This window comes from Rhizobium rhizoryzae (assembly GCF_011046895.1).
Classification (GTDB): domain Bacteria; phylum Pseudomonadota; class Alphaproteobacteria; order Rhizobiales; family Rhizobiaceae; genus Neorhizobium; species Neorhizobium rhizoryzae.
The window spans coordinates 1,400,474-1,427,026 of record NZ_CP049250.1 but is presented as its reverse complement, the minus strand read 5'-3'; the positions used below and the strand labels follow the sequence as shown (position 1 = coordinate 1,427,026).

The following is a 26,553-nucleotide window of genomic DNA, read 5'->3' as shown; positions in this document are numbered from 1 at the left end:
GAACGATAAATCCGGATCGATGACGCGCCCCAGATCTGACGGGCGCGTTTTACCAGCGACACCTTTCAGGGGGAAGGCTTTAGTACCATGTCGAGTTTCACCACCGTTCTGGCTCTGATCGTCATGGGCCTCGTGGTCCTTGTTCTGATCAAGGGCCTGATGAATATGGTCAAGGGGCAGGACGTAAATCGTTCGAACAAGCTCATGCAGATGCGCGTCATGCTGCAGGCTGTTGCCATCATCCTTATCATGCTGACCCTGTGGCTGACGGGTGGGGGGCGCTGATCATGGTGAAGTTGAACAAGATCTACACCCGCACCGGCGACGATGGAACGACAGGACTGGTGACCGGCCCGCGGCGATTGAAGCATGACCTTCGCGTCGATGCCTATGGCACGGTCGATGAAACCAATTCGCTGATCGGCGTCGCGCGACTGCATACGGGCGCCCATGCCGATCTCGACGCCATGCTCTTTCGCATCCAGAACGATCTTTTCGATCTGGGAGCCGATCTCGCGACCCCGGACACCGGGGAGAAAGTTGAGTGGGAACCGCTACGCATCGTGCAGTCGCAGGTGGATCGCATCGAGGCAGAGATCGACCAGCTGAATGCAGCGCTTGATCCACTCACCTCCTTTGTCCTGCCTGGCGGTTCCGCTGCTGCCGCCCATCTGCATGTGGCGCGCACCGTATCGCGCCGCGCGGAACGGTTGATGGTGGAGCTCTCGAAGGCCGACGGTGAAATTGTCAGCCCGGCTGCACTCAAATATGTGAACCGGCTTTCCGACTTCCTCTTTGTCGCGGCAAGGTACGTCAACGAGGGCGGAAAGGCCGACATTCTCTGGGTGCCAGGCAAGAACCGCTGAGCCCCGAAAACATTGCCGAGCCAATCCTCGATGTCGCTCTTGGAATGGGGGCATGACAATTCCACATCTATGAAAGGCCGAAAACTCTTTGTGTTCGGTGCAAAAATGCGTATCCATGTCGCCCATTGACAATCAGCGGTTCGGGAGAGGCCGCATTTTCCCCATCAGTCGAATTGAGGAAGGAAGTCATGAAGATCCTGGTGCCTGTAAAGCGGGTAGTTGATTACAACGTGAAGATCCGTGTGAAGGCGGATGGTACGGGCGTCGAGCTTGCAAACGTCAAGATGTCGATGAACCCGTTCGACGAAATCTCGGTGGAGGAAGCCCTGCGGCTCAAGGAAGCCGGCAAGGCAGAAGAGATCGTCATCGTTTCCATCGGTCCGGCCAAGGCGGAAGAAACCATCCGCACGGCACTCGCCATGGGCGCCGATCGCGGCATTCTGATCGAGACGGATGAAGCCGTGGAGCCGCTGGCCGTTGCCAAGCTTCTGAAGGGCGTGGTCGAAGCGGAAAATCCGGGTCTCGTCATTCTTGGAAAACAGGCCATCGATGACGATAGCAACCAGACCGGCCAGATGCTGGCAGCCCTCCTGAAATGGGGTCAGGCAACCTTTGCATCGAAGGTCGAGATCGGTGAAGGGTCTGCGAAAGTCACGCGCGAAGTCGATGGTGGCCTCCAGACGATCGACGTGAAGCTGCCCGCTATCGTCACGACGGACCTGCGCCTCAACGAGCCGCGCTATGCTTCTCTGCCAAACATCATGAAGGCCAAGAAGAAGCCGCTCGACAAGAAGTCCCCAGCCGATTTCGGTGTTGACCTCGCGCCGCGTCTCAAGGTTCTGAAAACCGAAGAGCCGGGTGGCCGCAAGGCGGGCATCAAGGTCAAGAGCGTGGCCGAACTGGTTGAAAAGCTCAAAACCGAAGCTGGCGTCCTCTAAGGATACGAAAGGGAGAAACGTAAAATGGCTATTCTTCTTCTCGCAGAACATGATGGCGCAAGCGTCTCTGACCAGACCGCCAAGGCACTGACTGCCGCTGCCAAGATCGGCGGCGATGTGCATGTGCTGGTGGCAGGCTCAGGCGCCAAGGGCGCGGCGGATGCTGCTGCGAAACTCTCCGGCGTATCGAAGGTGCTGCTCGCCGACGATGCCGCCTATGCAAACAACCTGGCGGAACCGCTCGCCGATCTCGTCGTATCGCTCTCCGGCTCCTACGATGTCATTGTCGCTGCAGCGACCGCATCGGCCAAGAACGTCATGCCGCGCGTGGCCGCCCTGCTGGACGTGATGCAGATTTCGGAAATCATCGAGGTCGTCTCAGCCGACACCTACAAGCGTCCGATCTATGCAGGCAACGCCATCCAGACGGTACAGTCGACAGACGCCAAGAAGGTGATCACCGTGCGCACGGCGGCATTCGCTGCAACGGCGGAAGGCGGCTCAGCCTCGGTGGAAGCCATTTCGGCAGCCGGCAATCCGGGTGTCTCCTCCTTCGTGGAAGATGCTCTGTCGTCGTCCGATCGCCCTGAACTGACCTCCGCCAAGATCATCGTGTCCGGTGGCCGCGCGCTGGGTTCCTCGGAAAAGTTCCAGGAAGTCATCCTGCCGCTCGCAGACAAGCTGGGTGCAGCCGTTGGCGCATCGCGCGCCGCCGTCGACGCGGGCTATGCCCCGAACGACTGGCAGGTTGGCCAGACCGGCAAGGTGGTTGCCCCCGATCTCTACATCGCCTGCGGCATTTCCGGTGCCATTCAGCATCTCGCAGGCATGAAGGACTCGAAGGTCATCGTCGCCATCAACAAGGACGAGGAAGCCCCGATCTTCCAGGTGGCTGACTACGGCCTCGTCGGCGATCTGTTCGAACTTCTGCCGGAGCTGCAGAAGTCGCTCTGATCCCAAGTCAACTGAAATAAAAATGCCGCGTCACTGACGCGGCATTTTTTATGCAGTCTTGCAGCTGTGAAAGGTTATGGCGCGCCCGTCTGTTGACGCAGTTCCGCAACGCGTTTGGCAGCGGTTGGCGGCAGCGGCAGGTCGGGATTACGCTCCACGGCATCCAGCAGCACCTCATCGCTGGCCTTTTCAAGCACGTCGATCAGATGTTCGAAAAAGGCATCCGGGTCCATGCCGGGCTGAATGGCAGGAAGAATACGAACCTTGAAATGGCCGGGATAGCGCATCGTGCTGCGGCGAGGCCAGAAAAGACCGGGCTGCATGGCAATCGGCACGACCGGCACCTGTACATCGCGGTAGATCCGCGCGATGCCATAGCGATAGGCGGGCTCTGCACCCGGTGGACGGCGCGTGCCTTCCGGATAGATGATCAACTGGCGGCCTTTGTCCATTTCAAGCCTGGTGCGCCGCATCACATCGACCATGACCTTGCCGCGGGCACCGCGATTGACAGCAATCATCCGCTGTTTTTTGAGATACCAGCCGAACAATGGAATCCAGGTCAGCTCCCTTTTCAGGATGTAGACCGGGTCGCTCATCCATGGCAGCAGGGCATAGGTATCCCAGAAGCTTTGATGCTTGGGCGCGAAAATGCAGCCAGTCTCGGGGATATTTTCAAGCCCCTCGATCTCGAAGGTCGTACCGACGATCTTTTCCATGAGCCAGTGATTCGATCGTGCCCAGGCTCTAGGCACGGAATAGGCCTTCTTTCGCGGCAGCAGAAAATACACCGGTGTCAGCACGATCATGCGGACAATCAGGTTTGCATAGAACAGGACATTGAAGATTTGCGAACGCAGAGCAAGCATCAGGCGCTTCCGAATGGCAGAATGGCCCGTCCCTACACCATGAGCCGCCGAAGCGAAAGCAGATCCCATCAACCGCAGGGGATATTCAGACCACTCAACGCCGGGGCTGCGTGCTCTCGGTCTCGATTTGCTGCTCGGACCGCAACCCGTCACTCTGGCTGTAGCCAATCACGGCCCGCATGCTGGCCGCTGCCATCTTGGCATATTCGGCCAGCATCAGGCGCAGGGCGTCCGGTTCCGTAAACCAGGCCTTTCGAGAGAGATCGGCATTGATGACCGGATAGGGAATGAATTCCGTTCGATGGTCGCGCCGTCGCAGTTCCAGCAAGGTTCGAGGCATGTGATAGTTGTTCGTTACGACCAGGACGGACCGATAGTCATGGTCGCTGATCCAGCGGGTGATCTCGTTGGCATTACCGATGGTATCGAGTGCCTCGTAGCCGATATCCACGCAGCACCTGAACAGATCGGGCGAGGCCTGTGTCGCGCGACGGATTGATCCGGGAGAAGCAGCCGGATGCGCACCTGAGATCAACAATCTTTGCCCTGCCTTGTCCCGGAGCAGACCGACCGCCTGGTCAACCCGCTGGTATCCTCCGGTCAGCACCACGATGGCATCTGCTTTCACACCATCCGGCGCCTTCAGCGAGGTGACCGTATCGGCAAACCACAGGAACCCACCGAAGAGCAGCGCAATCACCAGAAGCAGAAAAATGCCGATATAGCGTAGCATACGCCGCAAGGGCCCATGTCGACGAAACCATCCGCGCTGCCCCGGTTGCGTTAACATATGTGGAATCCCGGTACTCTGCTTTGCTTCGTCACCTCTCATTTTCCGTAGATAGCCCGAGTTGATTGAGGAAAACAGAGGTAATCATCTCTCACGATGATGGTATGCCATCAGAACGACCCGGATCGGACCGGATCAGGTCAATTTCGTCGATCGTCCGCATCACCGTAAAGCGCGCCGTCAGCGTGGTCAAAAGCGCAATCACGATCATGGTTGCGACAATTCCCAGATATCCGAAAAAATCGATCGTAAAGGTTCCAAACAGGGCTGTTGCCTGATCGCTCTGCGGCGTAGCCAGAGAATTGCTCTGCCAAAGGCTAGCTGAAGCAAACAGAAGCGCGGCAAGCGCGCCGCCGGCGGCCGATCCCTTCAGGCTGATTTTCAGGAAATGTTTCTGGAATTCGCTGGCCACGAAGCCGCTCTCGGCGCCCACGAAATGCAAGACTTCCACGATATGGCGATTGCCGGAAAGCGCTCCGCGCGTGGCAAAGATGACAGTCAGGATCATGGCCGTGAAAACCAGAATCAGAATGCTCATTCCGATCAGGACCGTCGTATGCGCCATGGAAACGAGCCGGTCCACCCAGGTGCGGTGATCGTCAAGAAAGGCCTGCGGCACCTCCGCCTTGAGCAGATCCCGCATTCCGGCGAAGTCAGGCGGGTTTGCCTCGTCGATGGTGATGATGACGAGGCGTGGGACCGGCAGTTCCTTCAGGTCAAGCCCTGCGCCCAGCCACGGCTCCAGCAGACGCGCGGTCGCCGCATCATCCATGATGGTGCCTTGCTTGGTCCCAACAAAGGTCAGTGCAAGGTCCCGCGCCTTCTTGAGCGCCGCATCCATGTCCAGCCCGTCCTGCGGTTTGATCTGGATCGTGATTTCACGCGAAATCTGGCTCTCCCAGCTCGAAGCGGTGGCTCGAACCATGCTGACCCCGCCGAACGTGAGGCAGGCGAGAAAGGACATGATGGCAATGACGACCATCAGCGCATTGCCCTGAATATTCGACGGCGGCAGGATCGGACCTGTTGGGCGAACCCGCATCTCCGTTCTGCGCCCGCCGGAACTCGAACTAATAGGCGTGGCCGTTTTCTTTTCCGGTTTTGAACCGGATTTCTTCAGCGCGTTTTTCAGGCGGTTCAGGTCATTCATAAATATCGAGCCGCCCTTCGGTCAAAATCATGCGCCGCGCATCCACCTGATCCATCAGCCCCAGATCATGGGTGGCGATCACCACGGCCGTGCCCAGCCGGTTCAGTTCCAGAAACAGGTTGAGCAAACGCCGTGCCATGGGTGGATCCACGTTGCCGGTCGGCTCGTCGGCAAGAAGGATCTCCGGTCGATCCATCAAGGCCCTGGCAATGGCCGCGCGCTGCTTCTCCCCGCCTGAGAGAACCGGAGGCAGCACGTTTATGCGTTCACCCAGCCCCACCCATTTTAAAAGTTCTATGACATCTGTCCGGTAACTCGCCTCATCCTTGCCCCGGACTCGAAGAGGCAGCGCAACGTTTTCATAGGTCGTCAGGTGATCCAGAAGGCGGAAATCCTGGAAAACAATGCCGACTCGCCGGCGCAACATGGGCAATTCAGCGCGTGGTATCTGCGACAGATCCCGGTCGAACATGCGAATCAGCCCGCGTGTCGGCTGCAGCGACATGAACAGAAGCCGGAGCAGCGTCGTCTTGCCTGCCCCGGAAGGTCCCGTGAGAAACTGGAACGATCGCCGCGGAATATCGAAGGTCAGGTCCCGCAGGATTTCGGGTCCCATGCCATAGCGCAGGCCGACATTTTCGAAATGAATCAATGCGACATCCAGTGTGAGGGTGTTCGTGTTCGGGTGACGATGACTCGACCGTTCGTAAACGGCAAGGGTTGACGGATCCTTTCTCGCCGATGGCAAAGCCTGCCGTCGCCTGATCCGTTTGCAAAGCATTAACCATATAATTTTACGACTGTCAGGATGAGGTTTCAATGCCTGCGGTTCACAAGGCCGTGGATCGAGAGCACGGAGAAAGCCATGGATGCATTCCGCTCACGGCGTACGAAGTCCGAAAACAGCTACGATATCCTGCCTCCCGATTCGATGGGATCAAAGTCAGTCCGTCGTGCCTTGAGCCGCGGCATCGTGGAAGATGCCGAGTTTGTGACTGTGCGCGACAGCGCCAAACAACCATCGCGGGAACAGGAAACCCGTCGCACCCCCTCCGGCTTTCACAATGACAACGCAACCAGAGCGGAGACCGCCCGTCAAAAGCCCGCCAGACGCCCTCATGTTGTGGCTGAAAATCAGCCAGCTCTTTCCCCAAAGGCAAGCCTGATCGAGCGGATCGAGCAGAAACTGATGCAAATGTCGGCGGATTTCTTTTCCGCCGTCGTCGCCTTCATTTTCGTCATGGTCTTCGGCTTTTCCGGCGGCTTCTCGCTGATTTCGACAGACACTCCCAAGGCAGCACAAGGCCTGGACATCACGAATGTCTCGCTCGCCAATCACGATAGCGGCGGCATGCAGATCCTGCAGATTTACGGCATCATTGAAAATCGCGGAACGGTGAGCCGGAAGGTACAGCCTATGCGGGCCGACCTGATGGTGGGAGACAAGGTGGTCTTCACCACGGTCATCCAGCCTCCGGCCCCGGAAATTGGCCAGCACCAAAGCCGCGGCTTCACGGCCCGGATCCCCCATCCTGGTGGAAAAAACCCGCAATTGAAGCTTTCATTCATAGAACCGGGTGCCACAGCCTCCTGATTGTGCTATCCGGAGCCTTGAACGGAGCAGGAAAGGCGCAAGATGGCGCCGCCCCACCTGCTCCTATTTTCGTTTTGGAGATGCGCGCCCGTTCACCGCGAGCAGATCCTGAAAAATCGCACCGGAAGTCCAAGGAGACGCTGATGCCTGTCGTTCGTGGCAAGACTATCGAGCCGCTGTTTACCGCCGAAATGATTGCCGAGCGCAACCGCAGCATGGCAAAGCAGATTGCCGAAGGCCCAACAAAAGATCTGCTGGTGATTGCCGTTCTGAAGGGCTCGTTCATCTTTGCAGCCGATCTACTGCGCGCACTGCACGATACCGGTCTTGCGCCGGAAGTCGAGTTCATCACCCTCTCCAGCTATGGCGCCGGCACCGTTTCCCAGGGCGTTCGGATCGTCAAGGATATCGATTCGGACGTCAAGGACCGCGACGTTCTGCTGATCGACGACATTCTGGAGTCCGGTCGCACCCTTAAGTTTGCGAAGGAACTGCTCTATGAACGCGGCGCGCGCCACGTGACCATTGCCGTGCTTCTCGACAAGAGTGTGAAGCGCAAGGAAAAGCTGGAAGCGGATTATGTGGGCTTCGAATGCCCGGATTACTTCGTTGTCGGCTACGGCATGGATGTCGCCTACGCCTTCCGCGAACTGCCATTCGTCGGCGTCGTCAAGGGCGATGCAGAATAGAACAGAGGCTCGGAAAGACACGGGGCGTTAACCATCAACACCCCGTGCCGGCAAATCTTTACTCCTCGAAAAGGAAAAACAGGTCATCTGGGTCCCGAATTGATGCACGGAGTAACCCAAGCCATGGCCAAGATCCTGATCACCGAAGACGAAGATTCGCTACGCTCCTTCGTTGCTCGCGCGCTCCGTCTCGACGGCCATGAGACCTATGAAGCTGCCGATGGTGCCGAGGGGCTGGAGCGCCTGAGCGAGGACAGTTTCGATCTGCTTCTGTCGGATATTCGCATGCCGGTCATGGATGGTATCGAACTGGCACACCGTGCCGCCGATCAGTTTCCGCAACTGAAAATCCTGCTGATGACCGGTTATGCCGAACAACGCGAACGCGCCGACGACCTGATGGCAAAAATTATCGATGTCGTCGACAAGCCCTTTGCGCTTCCCGATATCCGCCGCGCTGTGGCGCAGGCCTTGGCAACAGCCTCCCGCGCCGCTTGATACAAATAGATTAGCTTGAATGCCAGGAAGCCGTGGCCCGTCCGCGGCTCTTTTAGCATGTCGCGCAAAAGTGTGCAGCGGTTTTGCGATGACGACATGCGACAAACCAAAGAGATAAAAGCGTCAGGAGCGAATCTGAAAGATCGCGACCCGCTTTAATCACCGCGTTTCCAACAAACGCTCTAGGTAGCGGCGCTCCATGTCATTGAACATCGGATTGCCGATCGTGCCCTGAAGCGTATCGTTCAGCTTTTCGCGAATGGCATCGAGAATGCGCCGCGCCTGCTGCGCATCGATTTCATCCGGCACCCGCAGACGCGTATCCGGCAAGCCATCCGTACCGCCCGTTTCGCGACCGAGCGGATCACGACCCTGCTGGTTGCCTTGGCCAGCCTGCCCCGGACCTTGGCCCTGCCCCTGACCCTCGCCGGGCTGCTGTCCGCGCATGGCCTGCATCATCTGGTTCATCATGTTCTGGGCGCCCTGCCGCAAGGCGTTCAACGCATTGCCCTGGCCTTCCACGGCCTGATCACCCTCGGCATTGCCTAGTGCCTTGCCGGCATTGCCCATTTCTTTCTGGGCCTGACCGAAGTTCTGGCCGGGATCCATACCAAGTTCTTTCAGGCCCTTTTGCAACTGATCCAGCTTCTGGCCGAGCCCCTCCTGCTGCGCCCGCAACTGCTTCAATGCCTCGCGCAACTGCTGCTCGGTCATTTGCTCTGGTTGCTGCTGCCCGTTCTGGCCCTGTTGGCCCTGCTGCTGGCCTTGTTGTTGACCTTGCTGGTTCTGGCCCTGCTGGTTTTGACCCTGCTGATTCTGCCCTTGATTATAGGGCTGGTCCGGGTTGCCGCGCTGCATGCGGTCCCGCAGCGCCTCGTTCAGGCGGTGCGTCTGGTCCATCAGCCGCTGCTGCTCCTGCATGATCTCGCCGAGACGGTCGATCTGCTCACGCATCGGATTGCTTTGCTGCTGTTGACCCTGCTGCGGGCGCTGCATCCGCCCAGCTTGCAGATTGTTCATCATCCGCTGCAATTCGGAAAGCATCTGCTGCGCGGCGTCGCGGTTGCCGGAACGGGCGAGATTTTCGATCTGGTCCATCATCCGCTGCAAATCACGCTGGCGGATCGTATTCTGCGCCTGCATGTTCTGCTGCGACTGCGGCATGTTCTGCATGCGCTGGGCAAGCTCGTTCATGAAGTTCTGCATGGCCTGACGCAGTTCCTGCATCAGCTTTGCGATTTCCTGTTCCGACGCATTGTTCTGCAACGCGTCCTGAAGTGCCTGCTGCGCATCGCGCAATCTGCGTTCCGCCTGCGAGAGATCGCCATCCTCGATACCAAGCGCTATTTCCCACAGATAGGCAGCGGTATCCTTCAACTGCTCTTCCGTTCGGGCCAGCTTCATGCGCTCGCGGGCCGACCGGATCAGCAGATAGTGACTTAGGTTCGGTATCGTTTCGTCCGGACGCAGCGAAAGCGCCTGGTTGAGCGCCGATGCGCGTGGCATCTGTCGCGTATCGAGCGCAAAGACTTGCCTTTGCTCGGCCACGGCTGCGGCCAGAGGCTCCACAAAGCGCTTGCCGGGCATGATCATTTCCACGGGCGCGCTGCGCCCCTCCTGCCCTGCGCCGTCCGTTGCAACGAGCGTGATGCGAACCCGCTTGCCGGCGAGCGGATGTTCCGTCAGATCCCGGCTCGTGGTGCTGCGGATCTCCGGCTCCTTGCCGCGTCGCGGCAGCGTCAGCCGAAATTCAGGTGCAGGAAACAATGGCTTCGCGCCTTCCGCGGGCGGTTCGACTGGCTCTATTTTGGCCTCGGCCTTGACGATCCCGTAATCATCCTTCGCCACGGCCATCACCTCCAGCGCACCGTTGACAGCGCGCCTCGGCGGCTTGTCGAAGGCTATTTCCGGCACCTTGTCCGGAATGACGTCAAACAGCCACTGCTGGCCGTTGACAGAGAGATCGCCGCTTTCATTGATCTTCATGGCATAGGTGCGTGGCGTATTCACGGGGCTAGCGGGCGCGGGGGTCGCCTGTGCTGTCGACTGCGGTTGCGAACCGGGTGCAGTCTGCCCCGGCTTTGCCTGCTCATCCTGCAAGGGAACCGCACGCTGTGCGCCACCCTCCATGGGCAGGAAGTTCACCGACTCAGCGCCTTCGCCACCGGTCACTCGAACGGTCAGCTGCGAATATTGCGGCACCATGATCTTGTCCTGCGTCGGCGACTGGTTGCCGGTCAGGAAGATCGGGGCGCGACCGGTATAGGACGGCGGCGTCAGCCACGCATCGATACGCAGATCCGGGTCGGTCTTGGCGGGCGGAGCAGACGGACTGACGATGTCTGCAACAGAGCCGCCACCATTCGAATAGGAATAGGCAAAGGCCACGAAGACCAGAAGCGCTGGAATGGCGCGCAGCGCATAGCGGTCATGGCTTGCGATATCCGGCTGCGGCAGTCCGGCATCCAGATCCGCAATCCTTTGCGCCATGCGGATTTGGTGTTCTTTCCAGAGCGCCCGGGCGAAGGGGGAATCAAAGGCCGGTTCATCTTCCTGCACGCCCACGGGCTGGTGCGGCAGGTGATTGCGCTTTTCCAGCAGCCGGTCGGCCTCTGCGGCGGCAGGCCAGCGAAGGCGCGAGAGCGGCAGAAGAGATGTCAGGAATGCAAAAATGAAGATGAAGAAGACGGCCCAGCGTGCAATGTCTGGCATAAGCCGGAACAGGCCAAACCACGCGACGGACAGCGCGAGAGCCAGAATGGAAAGCGGGGCGAGAAGCTTGGGCGCCAGCCGCTCGAGGAAGAGAACGAGCCGCGCAAAGAAGCGCTTGGTTGCGACTCGGCGCGCCAAGGCCGGATGCGTTTCAAAGGCGCCCTTGCGGGAAAGGCTCATGCGGTCCGTCTCCTGAAGCTGGCGGCGTCAACCGGCGATTAGCGACGCAACCAGAGCGCCGCCGCTTGGCCAGAAGATACCAGCCTTTGTGGCGAAGACGAGGGGAAGCGCCAAACTTGATGCCGCTTTCCCGCCATTTCTCTGAAATGTGAACGGTCAGCCAGAAAAAACCGCTCAGGCCAGCCAGGCCGGAACACTGTCCAGGCCGATCAATTCCTCATAGGTTCCGCGCGGACGAATGACATGGAACTGATCGCCTTTCACCAGAACTTCCGGCACAAGCAGGCGGGAATTATAGGTTCCAGCCTGCACGGCACCATAGGCACCGGCAGAGCCAACCGCGAATAGATCGCCCGGATTGGGCTTCGCCATATCGCGATCAAGCGCCAGGTAGTCGCCGGTTTCACACACAGGGCCAACGACATCGGCCTTGATATGCTCCACATCGGCGGCGGGAAGCACGACGGGGCGAATGCCATGATAGGCTTCATAAAGCGTTGGACGGATGAGATCGTTCATCGCGCCATCCACGATAACGAAGGTCTTTTCGCCAGCATCCTTCACGAAGATGACTTCTGTCACCAGAATACCGGCATTGCCGACAATCAGGCGACCGGGCTCAGTCACGATCTTGCAATTGAGGCTTCGCAGTTGCGCCTTGACAATATCGGCATAGGCATCCGGCAGCGGCGGCGGCGAATTGTCTTCGCGGTAAGGGATGCCGAGCCCGCCGCCGATATCCACGTGCTCGATCGCGTGACCGTCAGTTCGCAGCGTCTCGACGAGTTCGCGCAGGAGACGAAACGCATCTTCAAACGGCTGAAGCTCGGTGATCTGGCTACCGATATGCATGTCGATGCCGCTGACATGAATGCCGGGAAGCGTTGCCGCATGGGCATAAACCGCACGCGCCCGCTCATAGGAGATACCGAACTTGTTTTCCTTTTTGCCGGTCGAGATCTTCGCATGGGTGCGCGCATCGACATCCGGGTTGATGCGGAAGGAGACATGCGCCTTGCGGCCCATTTTCTGCGCCCGGACGTTCAGGATTTCGAGTTCCGGCTCCGATTCCACGTTGAAGCAGTAGATGCCTGCCTCAAGCGCCAGATCCATTTCCGCAGGCGTCTTTCCGACGCCGGAGAACATGATGCGGCTCGCCGGAATTCCAGCCGCCAGAGCGCGACGCAATTCACCGCCGGAGACCACATCGACGCCCGCGCCCAGCCGACCGAGCGTCTTCAAGACCGCCTGGTTAGAGTTGGCCTTCATGGCATAACACACCATGGCATCCACATCGGCAAAGGCCTTCGAAAACACCTTGTAATGCCGCTCCAACGTCGCCGTGGAATAGCAATAAAAGGGTGTGCCAACGGCCTTGGCGATGTCCGGAATGGCAACGCCTTCGGCGTGCAGAACGCCGTCAATGTACTGAAAATGGTTCACGGCAATAACTCGGATTTAGAGAAGCGGATCAAGCAGGAAGGGCCGATCCGGAGCCGTATTCTGCTGCGGCTGGCTGCTGTTTTTGCGCAGGTTCTGCTGCTCGATCGGCGTGCTGGGTTTGTCCAGATTGCCCTTTCGGCCACAACCGGTCACAACGATACCAGCAATGCACATCACAGCGGTGATGCGAACGATTACGCGCAAGGTGGACATTCCAAATCCTTCAAAACAGCAGTTTCAGCCTGTTCATAGCGAAGTTCTTGCCGCTTGTGCAGTCACTTCTTCACGTCTTCAGTTGCGTCCGCGCCACCAGGCGATCTGCTTGCGCACTTCCGACGGAGCGGTTCCGCCGAAGCTGGTGCGGCTTGCCACGGAGGCATCGACCGTCAGAACGTCGAAAACCTTCTCGGTAATCGCCTCATGGATGGACTTCAGGTCTTCGAGGCTGAGATCGGCGAGATCGCATCCCTTCTGTTCCGCAAGCGCGACGGCGCGACCGGTCACGTGGTGTGCATCGCGGAACGGCAGGCCCGCCTCGCGCACCAGCCAGTCGGCAAGGTCGGTCGCGGTCGAAAAGCCCGAACCGGCGGCAGCCCGCATGCGATCCACACGCACCGTCATGTCACGCACCATGCCAGCCATGGCCGCAACAGCAAGCTCCAGGTTCTCCGCCGCGTCGAACACCTGCTCCTTGTCTTCCTGCATATCCTTGGAATACGCGAGCGGAAGTCCCTTCATGATGGTGAGCAAGGCCACCAGCGAACCGTTGATGCGGCCGGTCTTGGCGCGCACCAGTTCGGCGGCATCCGGGTTCTTCTTCTGCGGCATGATCGAGGAGCCGGTCGAAAATGCATCCGAGAGGCGAATGAATCCAAACTGCGGCGTCGACCAGATGACGATTTCCTCGGCAAAGCGCGACAGATGGACCGCGCAGATGGAGGCAACCGACAGGAACTCCAGCGCGAAATCGCGGTCGGACACCGTATCGATCGAATTGCGGGTCGGCGAACGGAAGCCGAGCGCTTCTGCCGTCATGTGGCGGTCGATCTTGAAGCCGGTGCCGGCCAAGGCGGCGGCACCGATCGGGCATTCGTCCATGTGGTCGATGGCGTGGCGTACACGCGAACGGTCGCGGCCGAACATTTCCACATAGGCCATGCAGTGATGACCGAAGGTAACCGGCTGCGCCGTCTGCAAATGGGTGAAGCCGGGCATAACGGTATCGGCGTGTTCTTCCGCCTTGTCGAGGAGCGCTGTAATGAGGTCCGTCAGCGCAGCATCCGTCTTGACCAGCTCTTCCTTCACCCACAGGCGGAAATCCAGCGCCACCTGATCGTTGCGGGAACGCGCAGTGTGCAGGCGTCCGGCCGCTGGGCCGATCAGCGTTGCAAGGCGTGCCTCGATGTTCATGTGAATGTCTTCGAGCTTGCGCGAGAATTCGAAACGGCCCGCCTCGATCTCTGACAGGATCGTGTTCAGACCTTCGACGATCTTGTCTTTATCTTCGCTGGAAATAATGCCTTGTTTCGCCAGCATGGTGGCATGCGCGATTGAGCCGCGGATATCCTGAGCGTAGAGCTTCTTGTCGAAGCCGATGGAGGCGTTTATCTCCTCCATGATGGCATCCGGACCGGAGGCAAAGCGCCCGCCCCACATCTGGTTGGAGGAACCCGCATCCTTCGTGCCGTCAGCCATGATTATCCGTCCTGGAGTCGTAAATGTCGAACAAGAGACCCTTGGGTCTGCCATCCGCCCGCCTGGTTATCGTCGCAGCCATCGCCGGAATTCTGGCGGGTGCGGTTGCGGTATACGTGAAGCATGACCCTTCTGGCAATGCCACAGAAATAGCAGGTGGCCAGTGCGAAGGAGCAATCGAACAGGCAAAGCTTGTCTCTGATCTGGCGACGGGCGAAATCGCGGCCATGAAGGGCGTCGATAGTCCAAGGCCGCTGCAGTCACTCGCCTTCAAAGGACCAGCGGGGCAGGATCTGAAACTGCCGAATTTCGAAGGCAAGACGGTTCTCGTCAACCTCTGGGCAACCTGGTGCGTGCCCTGCCGGGAAGAAATGCCGGCACTCAACAATCTGCAGAAGGCCAAGGGTAGCGATCGGTTTGAAGTCGTTGCCATCAACATCGATACCGGCAGTGATGAAAAGCCAAAGGCCTTTCTTCAGGAAACAGGCGTACACGATCTGGCCTATTACCGGGATAGTTCCATGGGCGTCTTCAATGCGCTGAAAAAGGAAGGCCTTGCTTTCGGCCTGCCTGTCACACTCATCGTCAACAGGAAAGGCTGCCTGATCGGCGCCATGAATGGCCCCGCCCACTGGGATAGCGATCGGGCCAAGGACATGATCGCAAAAGTGTCGGCGCTCTGAAGCGCCGACAGTTTCAGTTGAAAAGTCAGCGTGTTGGAACCGGCACTTCGCCACGGTAATCGTAGAAGCCGCGACCAGACTTGCGGCCAAGCCAGCCAGCCTCGACATATTTGACCAGCAGCGGACACGGACGATACTTGCTGTCGGCAAGGCCGTCGTAGAGAACCTGCATGATGGAGAGACAGGTATCGAGACCGATAAAATCCGCCAGCTGCAGCGGTCCCATCGGATGGTTCGCGCCCAGCTTCATGGCCGTGTCGATCGCCTCGACCGAGCCGACACCCTCATAAAGCGTATAAATCGCCTCGTTGATCATCGGCAAAAGTATGCGGTTGACGATGAAGGCCGGGAAATCTTCCGCAACCGTAACTGTTTTGTCGAGAGAAGCTACGAATTCCTTGGCCTTGGTGAAAGTTGCCTCGCCGGTTGCAATACCGCGCACCAGTTCCACCAGCTTCATAACCGGCACCGGATTCATGAAGTGAATACCCATGAAGCGTTCGGGGCGATCGGTTGCGGAAGCAAGCCGCGTAATGGACAGTGACGATGTATTGGTTGCCAACAGGGCTTCGGGCTTCAGAACGGGGCAGACTTGCGCGAAAATCTTGCGCTTGACGCTCTCGTCTTCAGTTGCCGCCTCGATCACCAGATCGGCGGAAGCGAAGTCGTGCACATCGCCAGTCCCACGAATACGGGACAGGGTCGCGCGGCGATCCTCGTCGGAAAGCTTGCCATTGCTGACCTGCCGCGCCAGGTTTCCGTTGATGGTGGCAAGACCTGCCTCGATCCGCTCGGCGGAAAGGTCATAAAGCGTGACTTTGTAGCCTGCCAGAGCGCAGACATGCGCAATGCCACACCCCATCTGTCCCGCGCCGACGATTCCTACATTCGTGATCATGATGCCCCATTCTCATTGAAAGCGGTTTTGAAGAGACCCGCATGTGATGCGCAGCCGTACAACTTGCGTGCACAGATAAGCTTTTGGCCCCTGTACAAGTGATAATGCCCGAAACAGCAATTTACCAGCCCTGTTGCAACGCCGCATGAACAACAAGTCGTATTGTTGGCGCCATGATTAAGATGATAAAAAATCACCTTCCAGGGTCCGGGCCACACACTGCGCCACCCCTTCCAGCCAGGCATCGCGAATCCCCATGTCACGCATATGCTCAACTGTATTCGTAACATAGGCGTGGTTTGGGCCGGACTTGCCTGTTGCTCCTGCGATAATCCGGGCCGCCTTATCGATTTCGAGTGAGCCGGCATACTGGGGATGATTTCTGTCGATCACGTAACCCGTCGCGCGAACCTTTCGTCCATCGAGCAACACGAGCGGCAGTGATTTTTCGAGATACACGTTAGTCACCAGCTCTCGCTCGCGAAGATAGGCAAGCACCTCCGGCCAATCGCCTTCAGCCACCCGAAAGGCCACACCCTTGCAGGAACCGCCCCGATCAAGCCCCAGCACCAGCCCCGGCTGCTCGGGCGTTCCCCGGTGAACATAGGAGCGAACGCAGAGCGAGCGGCGATAGCCGAAGGTCAATGCATTGATCCGCTCTTGAAAGGCAAAGCCGGGGTTCCACATGAGGGAGCCGTAGCCAAAGACCCAAAATTCGTCCATATCGCACGCCACATCGCATAATCATTTTGCAAAGCACCATTGGAGATCATCATGGCAGCGTCAAGCCGAAGCAACGTGAGTGCAAAGATTTGGGCACTCGCAGCCGGCATTCTCCTGGTGATCGGGCTCTACACGGCCGGATGGTTCTATGCGGCATCAATGCTGAAGGAAAAGACGCTTGCGCTGCTTGGCGATCAGCAGCGCCATGGCGTTACCGCTGTCTGCCAGGATGCAGAATATCGCGGCTATCCGTTCCGGATCGGCCTGTTCTGCTCCAAAGTCTCCATCGATGACAAGACCAATGGCGTTGCTGCCACCTTTGGTGCATTGCGCTCCGCAGCGCAGATCTATCAGCCGAGCCACATCGTCTGGGAACTGGATGGTCCGGCGGAAACCCGCACCGGCACCGGCATTGCCGCTTCTTCGCAATGGGAAAGCCTGCAGTCCAGCCTCGTCACCACGCTGGGCGGTGTGGATCGTAGCTCCACGGTCATCAAGGGTCTGATGACCGGTATCGTTTCGACCCAGACCGCTCAGGCATTCGACGTCAAGGTCGGCCATACCGAGGCCCATCTGCGCCAGAATGGCAACGACCTTGATGCGGCCATCACCCTGCAGGATACGGATGTGACCGCAAAGGGCTCCCCGCAGATCGTGCCGCGCTTCACGGCAGTCGGTGACGTGACGCTTGCCGGAAAAGCGGCCCTGCTCGCCGGTCAGGATCCGGGTCGAGGTATCTATGGCACCAAGGGCGAAATGCGCCGCCTTGGCATCGACCTTGGCAATGGTCAGGCGCTGTCGATCAGCGGGCCATTCTCCGTGGGTGACGATGGCCGCATTTCCGGAAAACTGCGGGTGGAAGTCGACAAGCTGAGCGCCTGGCGTGACCAGATCAAGGCCAGCGCCCCGCAATTGGCCAAGACGGTCGACACGGCCACGAAAATGCTCTCTGCCATGACCGGCGGCGGCGACAGGGCCGCCATCGACCTGACCCTGAACAACGGCAAGGTCATCCTCGGCGGCTTCATCGCAATTGGCGAGATCCCGCCGCTATAACGGCTTCGTATCTCGTCAGGCCTTCGGGTCCAGCGCGTGGCGACCAAAGTCGGGCGCGTCCACGTCCTGGCCCGCCTGAACGATGGAACGGCGAATGGTACGGGTGCGCGAGAACAATTCGAACAACTTGTCGCCCTCGCCCCACCGGATTGCCCGCTGCAGATAGGCCAGATCCTCGGAGAACCGCGCCAGCATTTCGAGGATGGCATCCTTGTTATGCAGGCACACATCCCGCCACATCGTGGGGTCTGACGCCGCCAGACGGGTGAAGTCACGGAAACCGGACGCGGAATATTTGATGACTTCCGATTCCGTCACGGTCTCCAGATCGTCCGCCGTGCCCACGATATTGTAGGCGATGATGTGCGGCAGGTGAGAGACGATCGCCAGCACCTTGTCGTGATGCTGCGGGTCCATCTCGTCGATCTTGGAACCGAGCGCGATCCAGAAATTCCGCAGACGACCGAGAGCTGCCTCATCCGTTTCCGGCAGAGGCGTGAAAATGCACCAGCGTCCGCGAAACAGGCCTTCGAAACCGGCGTCCGGACCGGATTTTTCCGTACCCGCCAGCGGGTGGCCCGGAATGAAGTGAACGCCTTCCGGCACATGCGGTGCCATCTGCGCGATCACGGAGGCTTTCGTCGAGCCGACATCTGTCAGGATCGCACCGGGCTTCAGGTTCGGCGCGATCTGCTCCGCCACGAGGCCGGAAGAACCGACCGGAACCGAAACGATAACGAGATCCGCATCGCGAACCGCCTCTGCCGCTGAGGTCGTGTAGCGATCGCCAAGTGCAAGCTCTTCGGCGCGCTTCAGCGTTTCGGGGCTGCGGGTGGAGATCACCACTTCGCCCGCCAGACCCAGCGCCTTGATGTCGCGCGCAATCGATGAGCCAATCAGACCGATGCCGATCAGCGCGATCCGGTCAAACAGAATGCCGCTCATGCCTTGCCCAGAAATTCGCGCATTGCGGCAATCACGCCGAGATTGGCTTCTTCCGAACCCACCGTCATGCGCAGCGCATTGGGGAAACCATAGCCCTTTACGGCGCGCAGGATGTAGCCGCGGCTGGTGAGGAACTCATCGGCGTCCGGCGCGCGCTTGCCATCGACATCCGGGAAGTGGATGAGAGCGAAATTGGTCACCGACGGCGTAACAGTCAGCCCCATTTCCTCGAAGGCCTTGGTGAGCTTGGCCAGCCATTCATCGTTGTGAGCGACAGCCTTGGCAATGAATGCCTGATCGCGCATGGCAGCGGACCCTGCGGCAATGGCAGGCGCATTCATGTTGAACGGCCCGCGAATACGGTCCAGTGCATCGAGGATATCGGCAGGGCCGTACATCCAGCCCACGCGCAGTGCGGCCAGACCGTAAGCCTTGGAGAAGGTACGGGTCATCACAACATTCTGGCTGGACGAAACGAGCTCGATACCCGCTTCGTAGTCATGCTCGTGCACATATTCGGCATAGGCGGCATCAAGAACCAGGATCACGTTCTTCGGAAGGCCCGCATGCAGACGGCGCACTTCCGCAGCAGGAACATAGGTACCGGTCGGATTGCCGGGATTGGCGATAAACACCATCTTCGTCTTCGGCGTGACGGCTGCGAGAATGGCGTCCACGTCAACGCGGGCCTCTTTCTCCTTCACCGTGACCGGCGTGGCACCGGCACCCATGATCTGGATCTTGTAGACGAGAAAGCCGTGCTCGGTGATGATCGCCTCATCGCCCTGGCCCAGATAGACGTGGCACAGCAGGCCCAGAAGCTCGTCCGAGCCGTTGCCGCACATCAGGTTCGCCGGGTTCAGGCCGTGCGTTTCGGCAATCGCGCCGCGCAACTGGTTCGCCTGACCGTCCGGATAGATTTCCAGATGACCCGCTGTCTGACGAAATGCATCGATGGCGCTTGGGCTGGCACCCAGCGGCGTCTCGTTGGAGGAAAGCTTGAACACGCGGGCCACGCCCGGCGCATGTTCCTTACCCGGCACGTAGGCGGCGATATCCATGATTCCGGGGCGGGGAACGGGCTTCAGCACGGCTGTATCCATGGGACAGGAACCTTCCATAAATTAGACCCTTCGCCCTTAATCCGGTCAGCCGCTTTTGTCGAGGCCAGACGAGGCCGGGGCCGACTTCAACTCAGGCATGACCTCAACTGCGGCTTCTGGTCGTCGGAACGCCCTGTGCGCCAAGCACGGGCACGAAGACGCGACGGGATGCGCGTGCCGCAACGGGAAGCCCCTGATAGAGGCGCTTCTGCGCTTCCAGAATAAGAACGCCCGAAAAGGCAGGCCAAAGCCTTCGACCGACGCGTTCCAGCCCGTGACGAAGCTTGAGGACGGCCCGCACCTTCGACGGCGGAAAGAACAGCGCTTCCGCGCTGGCGGCGGGGGTGAAATTTGTCTCCCGCAGCAGGTTCGTCAGTTGCCGGCGTGAATAGGGCCGTCCGGAACCGAAGGGCGTATGCTCCATGCGCGCCCAGACCCCGCGCCGGTTCGGCACGACGATGACCAGCCGCCCACCCGGCGCCAGCACCCGCCACATCTCTTTCAGGGTCTCGCGCGGATTTTCGGCAAATTCCAGCGAATGCACCATCAGGATGCGATCGATGGAGGAATCCGGCAGCGGCAGCTCCTCCTCGAACACCAGCGCCGTCGAGGAAAGATCGCCGACCGGCCAGTTTACCGCCCCCTGCCCTGCCGGCATGAAGGCAAATGTGCGCTCCGTATCAGCCTTAAAGCGCTCGATATAGGGAACGGCATAGCCCAGCCCCACCAGCCGCTCTTCCGGAAGCCGCGCCCAGAGCGAACTCAGGGCCATACCGATGGAATGCTCGGCAAAGGCACCCAGCGGCGAATGATAGAATTCTCTGAGATCGACAATATCGGCGTGCATTTCCCAAACCTGACCGATGGGAGGTTGGACTTCAAGTCGTCTGTCTCTACATTGTGTCGCAAACAGTGCAGCGCAACGGGTCTGGCGAATGAAACCTCTGGAAATCGAAGTCTTTACATGCCGAAGCGATAATTATGGCGTTCTGGTCCACGATCCCGAAAGCGGATTGACGGCCTGCATCGATGCTCCCGAGGAAGGGCCGATCGTCACGGCAGCGGAAAAGCGCGGCTGGAAGATTACCCATATTTTCACCACCCATCACCACACCGATCACGTCGAGGCCAATCTGGCGCTGAAGGAGCGCTATGGCTGCGAGATCATCGGCCCGATCAACGAAGCGGTTGCCATTCCGGGCCTTGATCGTACGGTCGGGGATGGCGATGAGTTTCAGTTCGGCGAACATCCGGTTCGGGTGTTCGAAACGCCGGGGCACACCGCGGGCCACATCTGTTTCCATTTCCCTGAAGACAAGATCCTGTTTGCCGCCGATACGCTTTTCGCGCTGGGCTGTGGGCGCCTGTTTGAGCGAACCGCCGCCGATATGTGGCATTCCTTCCAGAAACTGGCCGTACTGCCGGATGAGACGGCCATCTACTTTGGCCATGAGTATACGCAATCCAATGCCCGCTTTGCGCTGAGCGTGGACGGTAGCAACGAAGTGCTTCAGCGACGCGCCCGCCAGATCGATGAATTGCGCGCCGAAGGCAAGTTCACGATACCCACCATGATGGGGCTGGAAAAGGAAACCAATCCTTTCCTGCGCGTGGCAGATCCTGACATCCGCCGCCATCTGGTCATGGAAGGCGCCACCAATGAGGATGTTTTCGCCGAACTGCGCAAGCGCAAGGACAACTTCAAGTGACAGCAGCCGAGATCATAGAGACACTCGGCATGCAGCGTCACCCGGAAGGTGGCTGGTATGTCGAAACCTTCCGCGACACGAATGGCGGGCAGCGCGGACACTCGACTGCCATCTACTATCTGCTGGAACAGGGTGAGCGTTCTCACTGGCATCGGGTCACGGACGCAGTCGAAGTCTGGCATTTCTATGCGGGCTATCCGTTGAAGCTTCGGCTGGCAAAGGATAGCGAGAACCCGCGTGAAGCCATTCTCGGTCCGGATCTGCAACAGGGCCAGAGACCGCAGGTCATCGTCGAGGCCAATGAATGGCAGTCGGCCGAACCCATGGGTGCCTTCACCCTCGTCGGCTGCACCGTTTCACCCGGCTTCGAATTCTCGAAATTCGAGATGGCCGAACCCGGCTGGGAGCCGGGCACATAACGTTTATTCAGCGGGGGCTTCGCTTCGCTTAGGCTTCCGCCGGATCATCTCCTTTGCCGCCAGCATGGCACCACCGGTAATCAGCAGGCAGGCGAGACCAATCCTGAGACTTGGTTCCGCAAAGCCGAAGAGCGTGAGGATGAGGGTCGAGAGCAGCGGTGCTGCATAGCTGGCTGCACCCAGAATCTGGATATCGCCGTTTTTCACGCCGTAATCCCAGGCGTAGAACGCAGCGCCGACCGGCAGCAGGCCAAGACCGATCACGGCGGCCCATTCGCTGCCATTGGCAGGCCAGACGGTCGTTTCCAGAGCCAGATGGCAGAGGAAAGAAAGCGCTGATGTGGCGAGGCAGAAGCCGGTCACGACATCGGTGGAAACCGCCTCGAAACGCCGGGTCAACAGCGAATAGCCGGACCAGGTGAAGGCGCAGAGAAAGGCCGCACCATAGCCCAAGAGATAGGCCTGATCAAAATTGAGGCCCGAGCGGGAAATGATGGCGAAGGTTCCGGCAAGACCGGCAATCGCACCGGCCACATGGAACCAGCGCAGGCGTTCACCCGGCAAAAGCGCCGAACCCACCACGATCAGCAGCGGCCAGAGATAGGCGATCAGACCCGCTTCGACCGCCGGGGCATTTCGCAAGGCTGTGAAATACAGCGCGTGATAGCCGAACAGACCGCCAATGCCGATGAGCCAGACCTTTGGCGGCTGCCTCAAAAGCTTGATGCGTTCCGGCTTGACCGCCAGCAGCAAGACGCCTGGCAGGCTGCCGATGGCAAAGGTTATTGCAGCCAGCTGAAACGGTGGCATGGTGCCGGAGGCGGCAGTCATCAGCGCCAGCAGCGACCACATGAGAATGGCCGTAAAGCCGATCAGCGTTCCCCGAACCTTCATCCCCGCCCCTTCGATCTGCCCCATCAGGCGGAACGGGCACAGGCTCCGTTAACCGCCGTATTTCGTCGCCGTGACATAGACATCGCCGACCTTGGTCGGAATACGTGCATAGACGGGAGCATATACATTAGCGCCCTCTGCCTTTGCAAACCACACTTCCATGCGCTGCTTCTTCAGGAACTCGATATCGCTGCGCCCCTTGCGATAGCCGGCTTTTGGTTCATAGCGCACCTCGCAAACCAGCGCATCGCCCTTGAAACCCTTGGTCGAGAACGGCTTCGAACCCTTTGGCGAAAGCACGAGATCCATGCGCGACTCACCGTCATAAACCTGCATGCGCGATGGGCAGACAGAGGCGCCATCCGGGAAAATCAGACCCGAAATCGGGTCCATGACCGAACGAAGATCCGCTTCGGTGACCGGCACCCAACTGGCCGGGCGCGTGCCCGGTTCAGGCGAAATGGAGGTGGAGACCACATCGCCGTTGCGGTAACCCACGGTGTAGATGCGGGTTTTCTTCCCACGCGTATAGGTGAGTTTGTAGCTGCCGGTCTGCAGCTTCTTGCCCTGCACAACCCCCGTCACATCGGTATCGGCGGAGATGCGGCTGAATAGATTGACGAGCCCCGCAGACTTGAAGGATCCGGCGATCTTGTAGTCTTTCGCGTTGAATTCGCTGGCGAAAGACGCAGTGGCGATCGGCAGCAGGCCAAGCGAGATGTCGTATTCGCTGACATGGCGGATGGAGGCGGGCACCGCCGGTTGCGCAGCCAGACCCAAGGCAGCGACAGTCAGGATGAGAATGCTTCGGCCTTGCTTGAGCATGGTCTACTCTTCAAAAACGGATGATGTTAACAATTCTATAACCTTTGCACTGTGGCAACAAAATAGCGAAGCGAAGCGGCCAAGTGCCGGATTTCTGAGTCATTTAAGGATGTTTGTGCCCAGGAATGACTTGACGGCACCGCCCCCACTGACTATAGAACCGCAACTTTCCAATCAGGACCAGTTGGATCGGCAGGCCGGACTTTGTCCGAAACCCCATTCAATTGCAAAGAAGAACAAAGGTGTACCCATGTCCCGTGTTTGCGAATTGACCGGTAAGGGCGTCCAGTCGGGCAACAATGTCAGCCACGCCAACAACAAGACGAAGCGTCGGTTCTTGCCGAACCTGTGCCACGTTACGCTGATTTCCGATGCTCTCGGCCAGCGTTACCGTCTGCGCGTTTCTGCTCATGCCCTGCGCTCTGTTGAGCATCGTGGCGGCCTCGACGCTTTCCTTCTGAAGGCTGACGAGACCGAGCTGTCCATGCGCGCTCGCCTGCTGCGCCGCCAGATCGTGAAGAAGACGGCTGAAGCCGCTTAATTCACGTTCGCGATAGCGTCCGAATTTCAGTGAAGGCTTGGCGGCTCGTCCGTGCAGGCCTTTTCTGTTGTCTATTGTCGTCCTCCAGCTGGTGGCATCACCCAGGGTAAAAAAATGCAGTATCTGCGCGCGACCTCCATCTACATTGCCCTGATGACGCTTGTCGTCGTCTCGTCGAATTATCTCGTCCAGTTTCCTATGCCCGGCACAGTGTTCGGCATCAATCTGAGCGACCTTCTGACCTGGGGCGCCTTCACCTACCCCGCCGCCTTCCTCGTCACAGACCTGACGAACCGCCAGTTCGGGCCAAAGATTGCCCGCCGCGTCGTGTTCGCCGGTTTCGTGGTCGGTGTTGCACTCTCCTTCTACACATCCATGCCCCGTATCGCGATGGCATCCGGCACTGCCTATCTGGTCGGGCAATTGCTGGATATCTCCGTGTTCAACCAGCTGCGCCGTCAAAGCTGGTGGCAGGCGCCGCTGGCCGGTTCCATGTTGGGTTCGGCGCTGGATACGCTGCTGTTCTTCTCGCTCTCCTTTGCGCCGGTCTTCGGCTTTCTGGGCGCGAATGATGACTTCGCTATCGGCTCCGCGCCGATTCTGGGCGTCTTTGCCACGGAAGCACCGCGCTGGATCTCCTGGGCCATAGGTGACTTTGCCGTGAAGCTAATCGTCGGGCTCCTGATGCTCCTGCCCTATGGCGCCCTGATGAGCGTCCTGAAGCCCATGCCGCCGGCAAAGACTGTGTGAATAGAACTGGCGATTCCGTATTTTCGGAATGGCTTTTGGATCTGTTGTCTAAGAACCCGCGTCCATTTCGGGCACGTTCTCGTATTCACGCGGCAGAACCTGCCCGTGGTGTGAAGGTCAGTTCGGGCCGTATCGTGTCGGGATACGGGGTATTCGGTCGGGGCACTGAAAGCTGCCTCGATATGGTAGTAGAAGGTGACACCTCTCAGCGCCCCGTTCAGCGGTTTATGCCCGCGACTTCGGTCTCTCTGCCTGGAATGGCTGCCGGAAAGGTTTGTTGAAACCTATCGGCTCCCGGTGATCCGGCGGATTGAACCGACAGACCTTCCCGACACCATTCCCCATGTGTGCCACACAGGCACGCCTGACGCGCCAGTTCGGAGATGAAATGGAGGGTTAGATCCGACGCCCTTCCATTTCCCCCGTGTCGCCAGAGGGAGACCATTTTCCGCGAACCCGGAGGTGAAGGTTTTGCGTCTTGCCCTTCACGCCCGCGCCGGCTCCGCATCGCCAGTACGCCTGCTGGTGTAACCGTTGCGGAACGAGGGAATTGAAACATGAGTGCGAGGGGGTGGCGGAGTGAGGGGCGAAAAAATTTGGGAAGACCAAGTTTTTTTAGGCTGCGGCGTGACCGATCGGACCTGAGTACCAGACGCACAGTCTCTATCCGGGGCTTAACCCCCCTCTGTCCTGCCGGACATCTCCCCCTCAAGGGGGGAGATCGATCCGTGGTTAGCCCTTCGCTCCAGATCTTGCCCTATCGTGCTTAGCAAAACTCCATCGACGGGAGATGGTGCGCGAGCATCTCGCACAGTCTTTATCCGGGGCTTCCCCCCCTCTGTCCTGCCGGACATCTCCCCCTCAAGGGGGGAGATCGATTCGTGGTTAGCCCTTGGCTCCAGATCTTGCCCTGTCGTGCTTAGCAAAACTCCATCGACGGGAGATAGTGTGCGAGCATCAGCCGTTCTGCCGATCTCCCCCGCTTCAAGGGGGAGATGTCCGGCAGGACAGAGGGGGGTATGCGGCGTCCGCGCCCTATGGGCATCGCCCGAACTTACTTCCAAAGGTAAAGCGGCTGATTGCATGCGCATGCACGGAATAAATCCCCTACATCTTGCAATTGCAGATGCAACCTTGGCGGCATAGACTGACCGCGGAACCGGAAGTAACAGGCCGGTTCCGGGGCGTCGAAAACCCCTCCGAGAACAGCTGGCATCCGCTAAACGAGATGTCCTCTCAGTCACCGATTGGTGGCTGAGCGCTTGAGCTTGGCTTATAAGCTCTCCACCTTCTATGGCTGGGGAGGCCCTGACGCATGTCCAAGGTGCTTGCACCTAAAGGTCAGGGCAGTCGTACGTACGCGATTTTCGAACTCCCCGGCCGCCAGAGGCTTCCAAGTGACTTGGCCTTTGGCGTGCCTTCTCCTCCGTTTCAAACACTGCGTGTTACACGATGCGGCGTGTCGGTGGGCGGGCTTTTGATCGTTCACCGGCTGCCCGCGCTCCACGCCTTGAAGACGCGCAGACCGGGAGGCGTCAAAGCCATGAACGATTACAATCTCGCTGCCGACCTTCTGGCCACTTTCCGAGCCTCGCCAGATATCATCAAGGCGTTGCTGGTGATCATACC

28 protein-coding genes are annotated in these 26,553 nt (G+C 59.1%); 13 read left to right on the top strand and 15 right to left on the bottom strand.

The annotated features are described in order from the left end of the window. The first annotated feature begins 87 nt into the window (after positions 1-87). The 4 genes from G6N80_RS12930 to G6N80_RS12915 all read left to right on the top strand — a co-directional run bounded on the left by G6N80_RS12930 (position 88) and on the right by G6N80_RS12915 (position 2,758). The gene (locus G6N80_RS12930) at positions 88-285 is read left to right on the top strand and encodes a twin transmembrane helix small protein (RefSeq protein WP_062556019.1); all 198 of its coding nucleotides are present in this window, start codon (positions 88-90) and stop codon (positions 283-285) included. A gap of 2 nt (positions 286-287) precedes the next feature. Further along, positions 288-866, top strand: a complete 579-nt coding sequence (locus G6N80_RS12925) for a cob(I)yrinic acid a,c-diamide adenosyltransferase (protein WP_062556020.1) — start codon at positions 288-290, stop codon at positions 864-866. Positions 867-1,054: 188 nt separating this feature from the next. Continuing rightward, positions 1,055-1,804, top strand: a complete 750-nt coding sequence (locus G6N80_RS12920; RefSeq protein WP_062556021.1) for an electron transfer flavoprotein subunit beta/FixA family protein — start codon at positions 1,055-1,057, stop codon at positions 1,802-1,804. A 24-nt stretch (positions 1,805-1,828) separates the two neighbouring features. Further along, positions 1,829-2,758 carry an electron transfer flavoprotein subunit alpha/FixB family protein gene (locus G6N80_RS12915; RefSeq protein ID WP_165134308.1) on the top strand — a complete coding sequence of 310 codons (930 nt, stop codon included), beginning with the start codon at positions 1,829-1,831 and terminating at the stop codon, positions 2,756-2,758. Between the two features lie 74 nt (positions 2,759-2,832). Here G6N80_RS12915 and G6N80_RS12910 read toward each other — a convergent pair whose 3' ends face one another. From G6N80_RS12910 to ftsE, 4 genes are all read right to left on the bottom strand, one after another. Beyond that, complete coding sequence (locus G6N80_RS12910; RefSeq protein WP_165134305.1) at positions 2,833-3,627, bottom strand: lysophospholipid acyltransferase family protein; 795 nt, start codon at positions 3,625-3,627, stop codon at positions 2,833-2,835. Between the two features lie 94 nt (positions 3,628-3,721). Beyond that, positions 3,722-4,417, bottom strand: a complete 696-nt coding sequence (locus tag G6N80_RS12905; RefSeq protein WP_156379292.1) for a YdcF family protein — start codon at positions 4,415-4,417, stop codon at positions 3,722-3,724. Positions 4,418-4,508: 91 nt separating this feature from the next. After that, the gene (locus tag G6N80_RS12900) at positions 4,509-5,459 is read right to left on the bottom strand and encodes a cell division protein FtsX (RefSeq protein ID WP_156379304.1); all 951 of its coding nucleotides are present in this window, start codon (positions 5,457-5,459) and stop codon (positions 4,509-4,511) included. A gap of 100 nt (positions 5,460-5,559) precedes the next feature. Beyond that, positions 5,560-6,219, bottom strand: coding sequence for a cell division ATP-binding protein FtsE (ftsE, locus tag G6N80_RS12895; protein ID WP_062556281.1), 660 nt, complete (start codon positions 6,217-6,219; stop codon positions 5,560-5,562). A gap of 213 nt (positions 6,220-6,432) precedes the next feature. Between ftsE and G6N80_RS12890 the strand changes: the two genes are divergently transcribed. From G6N80_RS12890 to G6N80_RS12880, 3 genes are all read left to right on the top strand, one after another. After that, positions 6,433-7,161, top strand: a complete 729-nt coding sequence (locus G6N80_RS12890) for a hypothetical protein (protein ID WP_165134302.1) — start codon at positions 6,433-6,435, stop codon at positions 7,159-7,161. A gap of 143 nt (positions 7,162-7,304) precedes the next feature. Then, positions 7,305-7,850: a hypoxanthine phosphoribosyltransferase gene (hpt, locus tag G6N80_RS12885; protein WP_062556282.1), complete on the top strand. Its 546-nt coding sequence runs from the start codon at positions 7,305-7,307 to the stop codon at positions 7,848-7,850. Between the two features lie 123 nt (positions 7,851-7,973). Beyond that, the gene (locus G6N80_RS12880; protein ID WP_165134299.1) at positions 7,974-8,348 is read left to right on the top strand and encodes a response regulator; all 375 of its coding nucleotides are present in this window, start codon (positions 7,974-7,976) and stop codon (positions 8,346-8,348) included. A gap of 159 nt (positions 8,349-8,507) precedes the next feature. Here G6N80_RS12880 and G6N80_RS12875 read toward each other — a convergent pair whose 3' ends face one another. From G6N80_RS12875 to argH, 4 genes are all read right to left on the bottom strand, one after another. After that, positions 8,508-11,240, bottom strand: a complete 2,733-nt coding sequence (locus tag G6N80_RS12875; RefSeq protein ID WP_165134296.1) for a TIGR02302 family protein — start codon at positions 11,238-11,240, stop codon at positions 8,508-8,510. Positions 11,241-11,414: 174 nt separating this feature from the next. Next, positions 11,415-12,683, bottom strand: coding sequence for a diaminopimelate decarboxylase (lysA, locus tag G6N80_RS12870; RefSeq protein ID WP_165134293.1), 1,269 nt, complete (start codon positions 12,681-12,683; stop codon positions 11,415-11,417). Between the two features lie 15 nt (positions 12,684-12,698). Continuing rightward, positions 12,699-12,896 (bottom strand): hypothetical protein, encoded by a 198-nt coding sequence (locus tag G6N80_RS12865; RefSeq protein WP_062556029.1) that lies wholly within the window; start codon positions 12,894-12,896, stop codon positions 12,699-12,701. 78 nt (positions 12,897-12,974) lie between these two features. Next, entirely contained in the window at positions 12,975-14,378 is a 1,404-nt protein-coding gene (argH, locus tag G6N80_RS12860) for an argininosuccinate lyase (protein WP_165134290.1), read from the bottom strand. A gap of 23 nt (positions 14,379-14,401) precedes the next feature. Here argH and tlpA point away from each other — a divergent pair, with 23 nt between their 5' ends. After that, the gene (gene tlpA / locus G6N80_RS12855) at positions 14,402-15,061 is read left to right on the top strand and encodes a thiol:disulfide interchange protein TlpA (RefSeq protein ID WP_062556031.1); all 660 of its coding nucleotides are present in this window, start codon (positions 14,402-14,404) and stop codon (positions 15,059-15,061) included. A 25-nt stretch (positions 15,062-15,086) separates the two neighbouring features. On the opposite strand, the gene G6N80_RS12850 is transcribed toward tlpA, so the two are convergent. After that, positions 15,087-15,959 (bottom strand): 3-hydroxybutyryl-CoA dehydrogenase, encoded by an 873-nt coding sequence (locus G6N80_RS12850; protein ID WP_165134287.1) that lies wholly within the window; start codon positions 15,957-15,959, stop codon positions 15,087-15,089. Positions 15,960-16,136: 177 nt separating this feature from the next. Beyond that, positions 16,137-16,682, bottom strand: a complete 546-nt coding sequence (locus G6N80_RS12845; RefSeq protein WP_165134284.1) for a gamma-glutamylcyclotransferase — start codon at positions 16,680-16,682, stop codon at positions 16,137-16,139. Between the two features lie 51 nt (positions 16,683-16,733). Between G6N80_RS12845 and G6N80_RS12840 the strand changes: the two genes are divergently transcribed. Further along, entirely contained in the window at positions 16,734-17,738 is a 1,005-nt protein-coding gene (locus G6N80_RS12840) for a DUF2125 domain-containing protein (protein WP_062556283.1), read from the top strand. 15 nt (positions 17,739-17,753) lie between these two features. Here G6N80_RS12840 and G6N80_RS12835 read toward each other — a convergent pair whose 3' ends face one another. The 3 genes from G6N80_RS12835 to G6N80_RS12825 form a co-directional block, all read right to left on the bottom strand. Beyond that, on the bottom strand, positions 17,754-18,683 hold the full coding sequence (locus G6N80_RS12835; RefSeq protein ID WP_062556034.1) for a prephenate/arogenate dehydrogenase family protein: 930 nt from the start codon (positions 18,681-18,683) through the stop codon (positions 17,754-17,756). Then, positions 18,680-19,786 (bottom strand): histidinol-phosphate transaminase, encoded by a 1,107-nt coding sequence (gene hisC, locus G6N80_RS12830; RefSeq protein ID WP_165134281.1) that lies wholly within the window; start codon positions 19,784-19,786, stop codon positions 18,680-18,682. Before hisC ends, G6N80_RS12835 begins: the two co-directional genes overlap by 4 nt. 103 nt (positions 19,787-19,889) lie before the next feature. Next, entirely contained in the window at positions 19,890-20,633 is a 744-nt protein-coding gene (locus G6N80_RS12825) for a class I SAM-dependent methyltransferase (protein WP_062556036.1), read from the bottom strand. An 88-nt stretch (positions 20,634-20,721) separates the two neighbouring features. Here G6N80_RS12825 and gloB point away from each other — a divergent pair, with 88 nt between their 5' ends. Together gloB and G6N80_RS12815 are read left to right on the top strand one after the other, a co-directional pair. Continuing rightward, positions 20,722-21,495, top strand: coding sequence for a hydroxyacylglutathione hydrolase (gloB, locus tag G6N80_RS12820; protein WP_062556037.1), 774 nt, complete (start codon positions 20,722-20,724; stop codon positions 21,493-21,495). Beyond that, entirely contained in the window at positions 21,492-21,914 is a 423-nt protein-coding gene (locus G6N80_RS12815; protein WP_062556038.1) for a cupin domain-containing protein, read from the top strand. Before gloB ends, G6N80_RS12815 begins: the two co-directional genes overlap by 4 nt. Before the next feature lie 3 nt (positions 21,915-21,917). Here the strand turns inward: G6N80_RS12815 and yddG are convergent, their stop codons facing one another. Both yddG and G6N80_RS12805 read right to left on the bottom strand, forming a co-directional pair. Then, positions 21,918-22,808, bottom strand: coding sequence for an aromatic amino acid exporter YddG (gene yddG / locus G6N80_RS12810; RefSeq protein WP_062556039.1), 891 nt, complete (start codon positions 22,806-22,808; stop codon positions 21,918-21,920). A 48-nt stretch (positions 22,809-22,856) separates the two neighbouring features. Next, positions 22,857-23,633, bottom strand: a complete 777-nt coding sequence (locus G6N80_RS12805; RefSeq protein WP_165134278.1) for a DUF3108 domain-containing protein — start codon at positions 23,631-23,633, stop codon at positions 22,857-22,859. Between the two features lie 250 nt (positions 23,634-23,883). Between G6N80_RS12805 and rpmB the strand changes: the two genes are divergently transcribed. After that, positions 23,884-24,174 (top strand): 50S ribosomal protein L28, encoded by a 291-nt coding sequence (gene rpmB, locus G6N80_RS12800; protein WP_062556041.1) that lies wholly within the window; start codon positions 23,884-23,886, stop codon positions 24,172-24,174. Positions 24,175-24,288: 114 nt separating this feature from the next. Next, a complete protein-coding gene (locus G6N80_RS12795) occupies positions 24,289-24,924 on the top strand; it encodes a VUT family protein (protein WP_062556042.1) in 636 nt (211 codons plus the stop codon). Positions 24,925-26,553 lie beyond the last annotated feature (1,629 nt).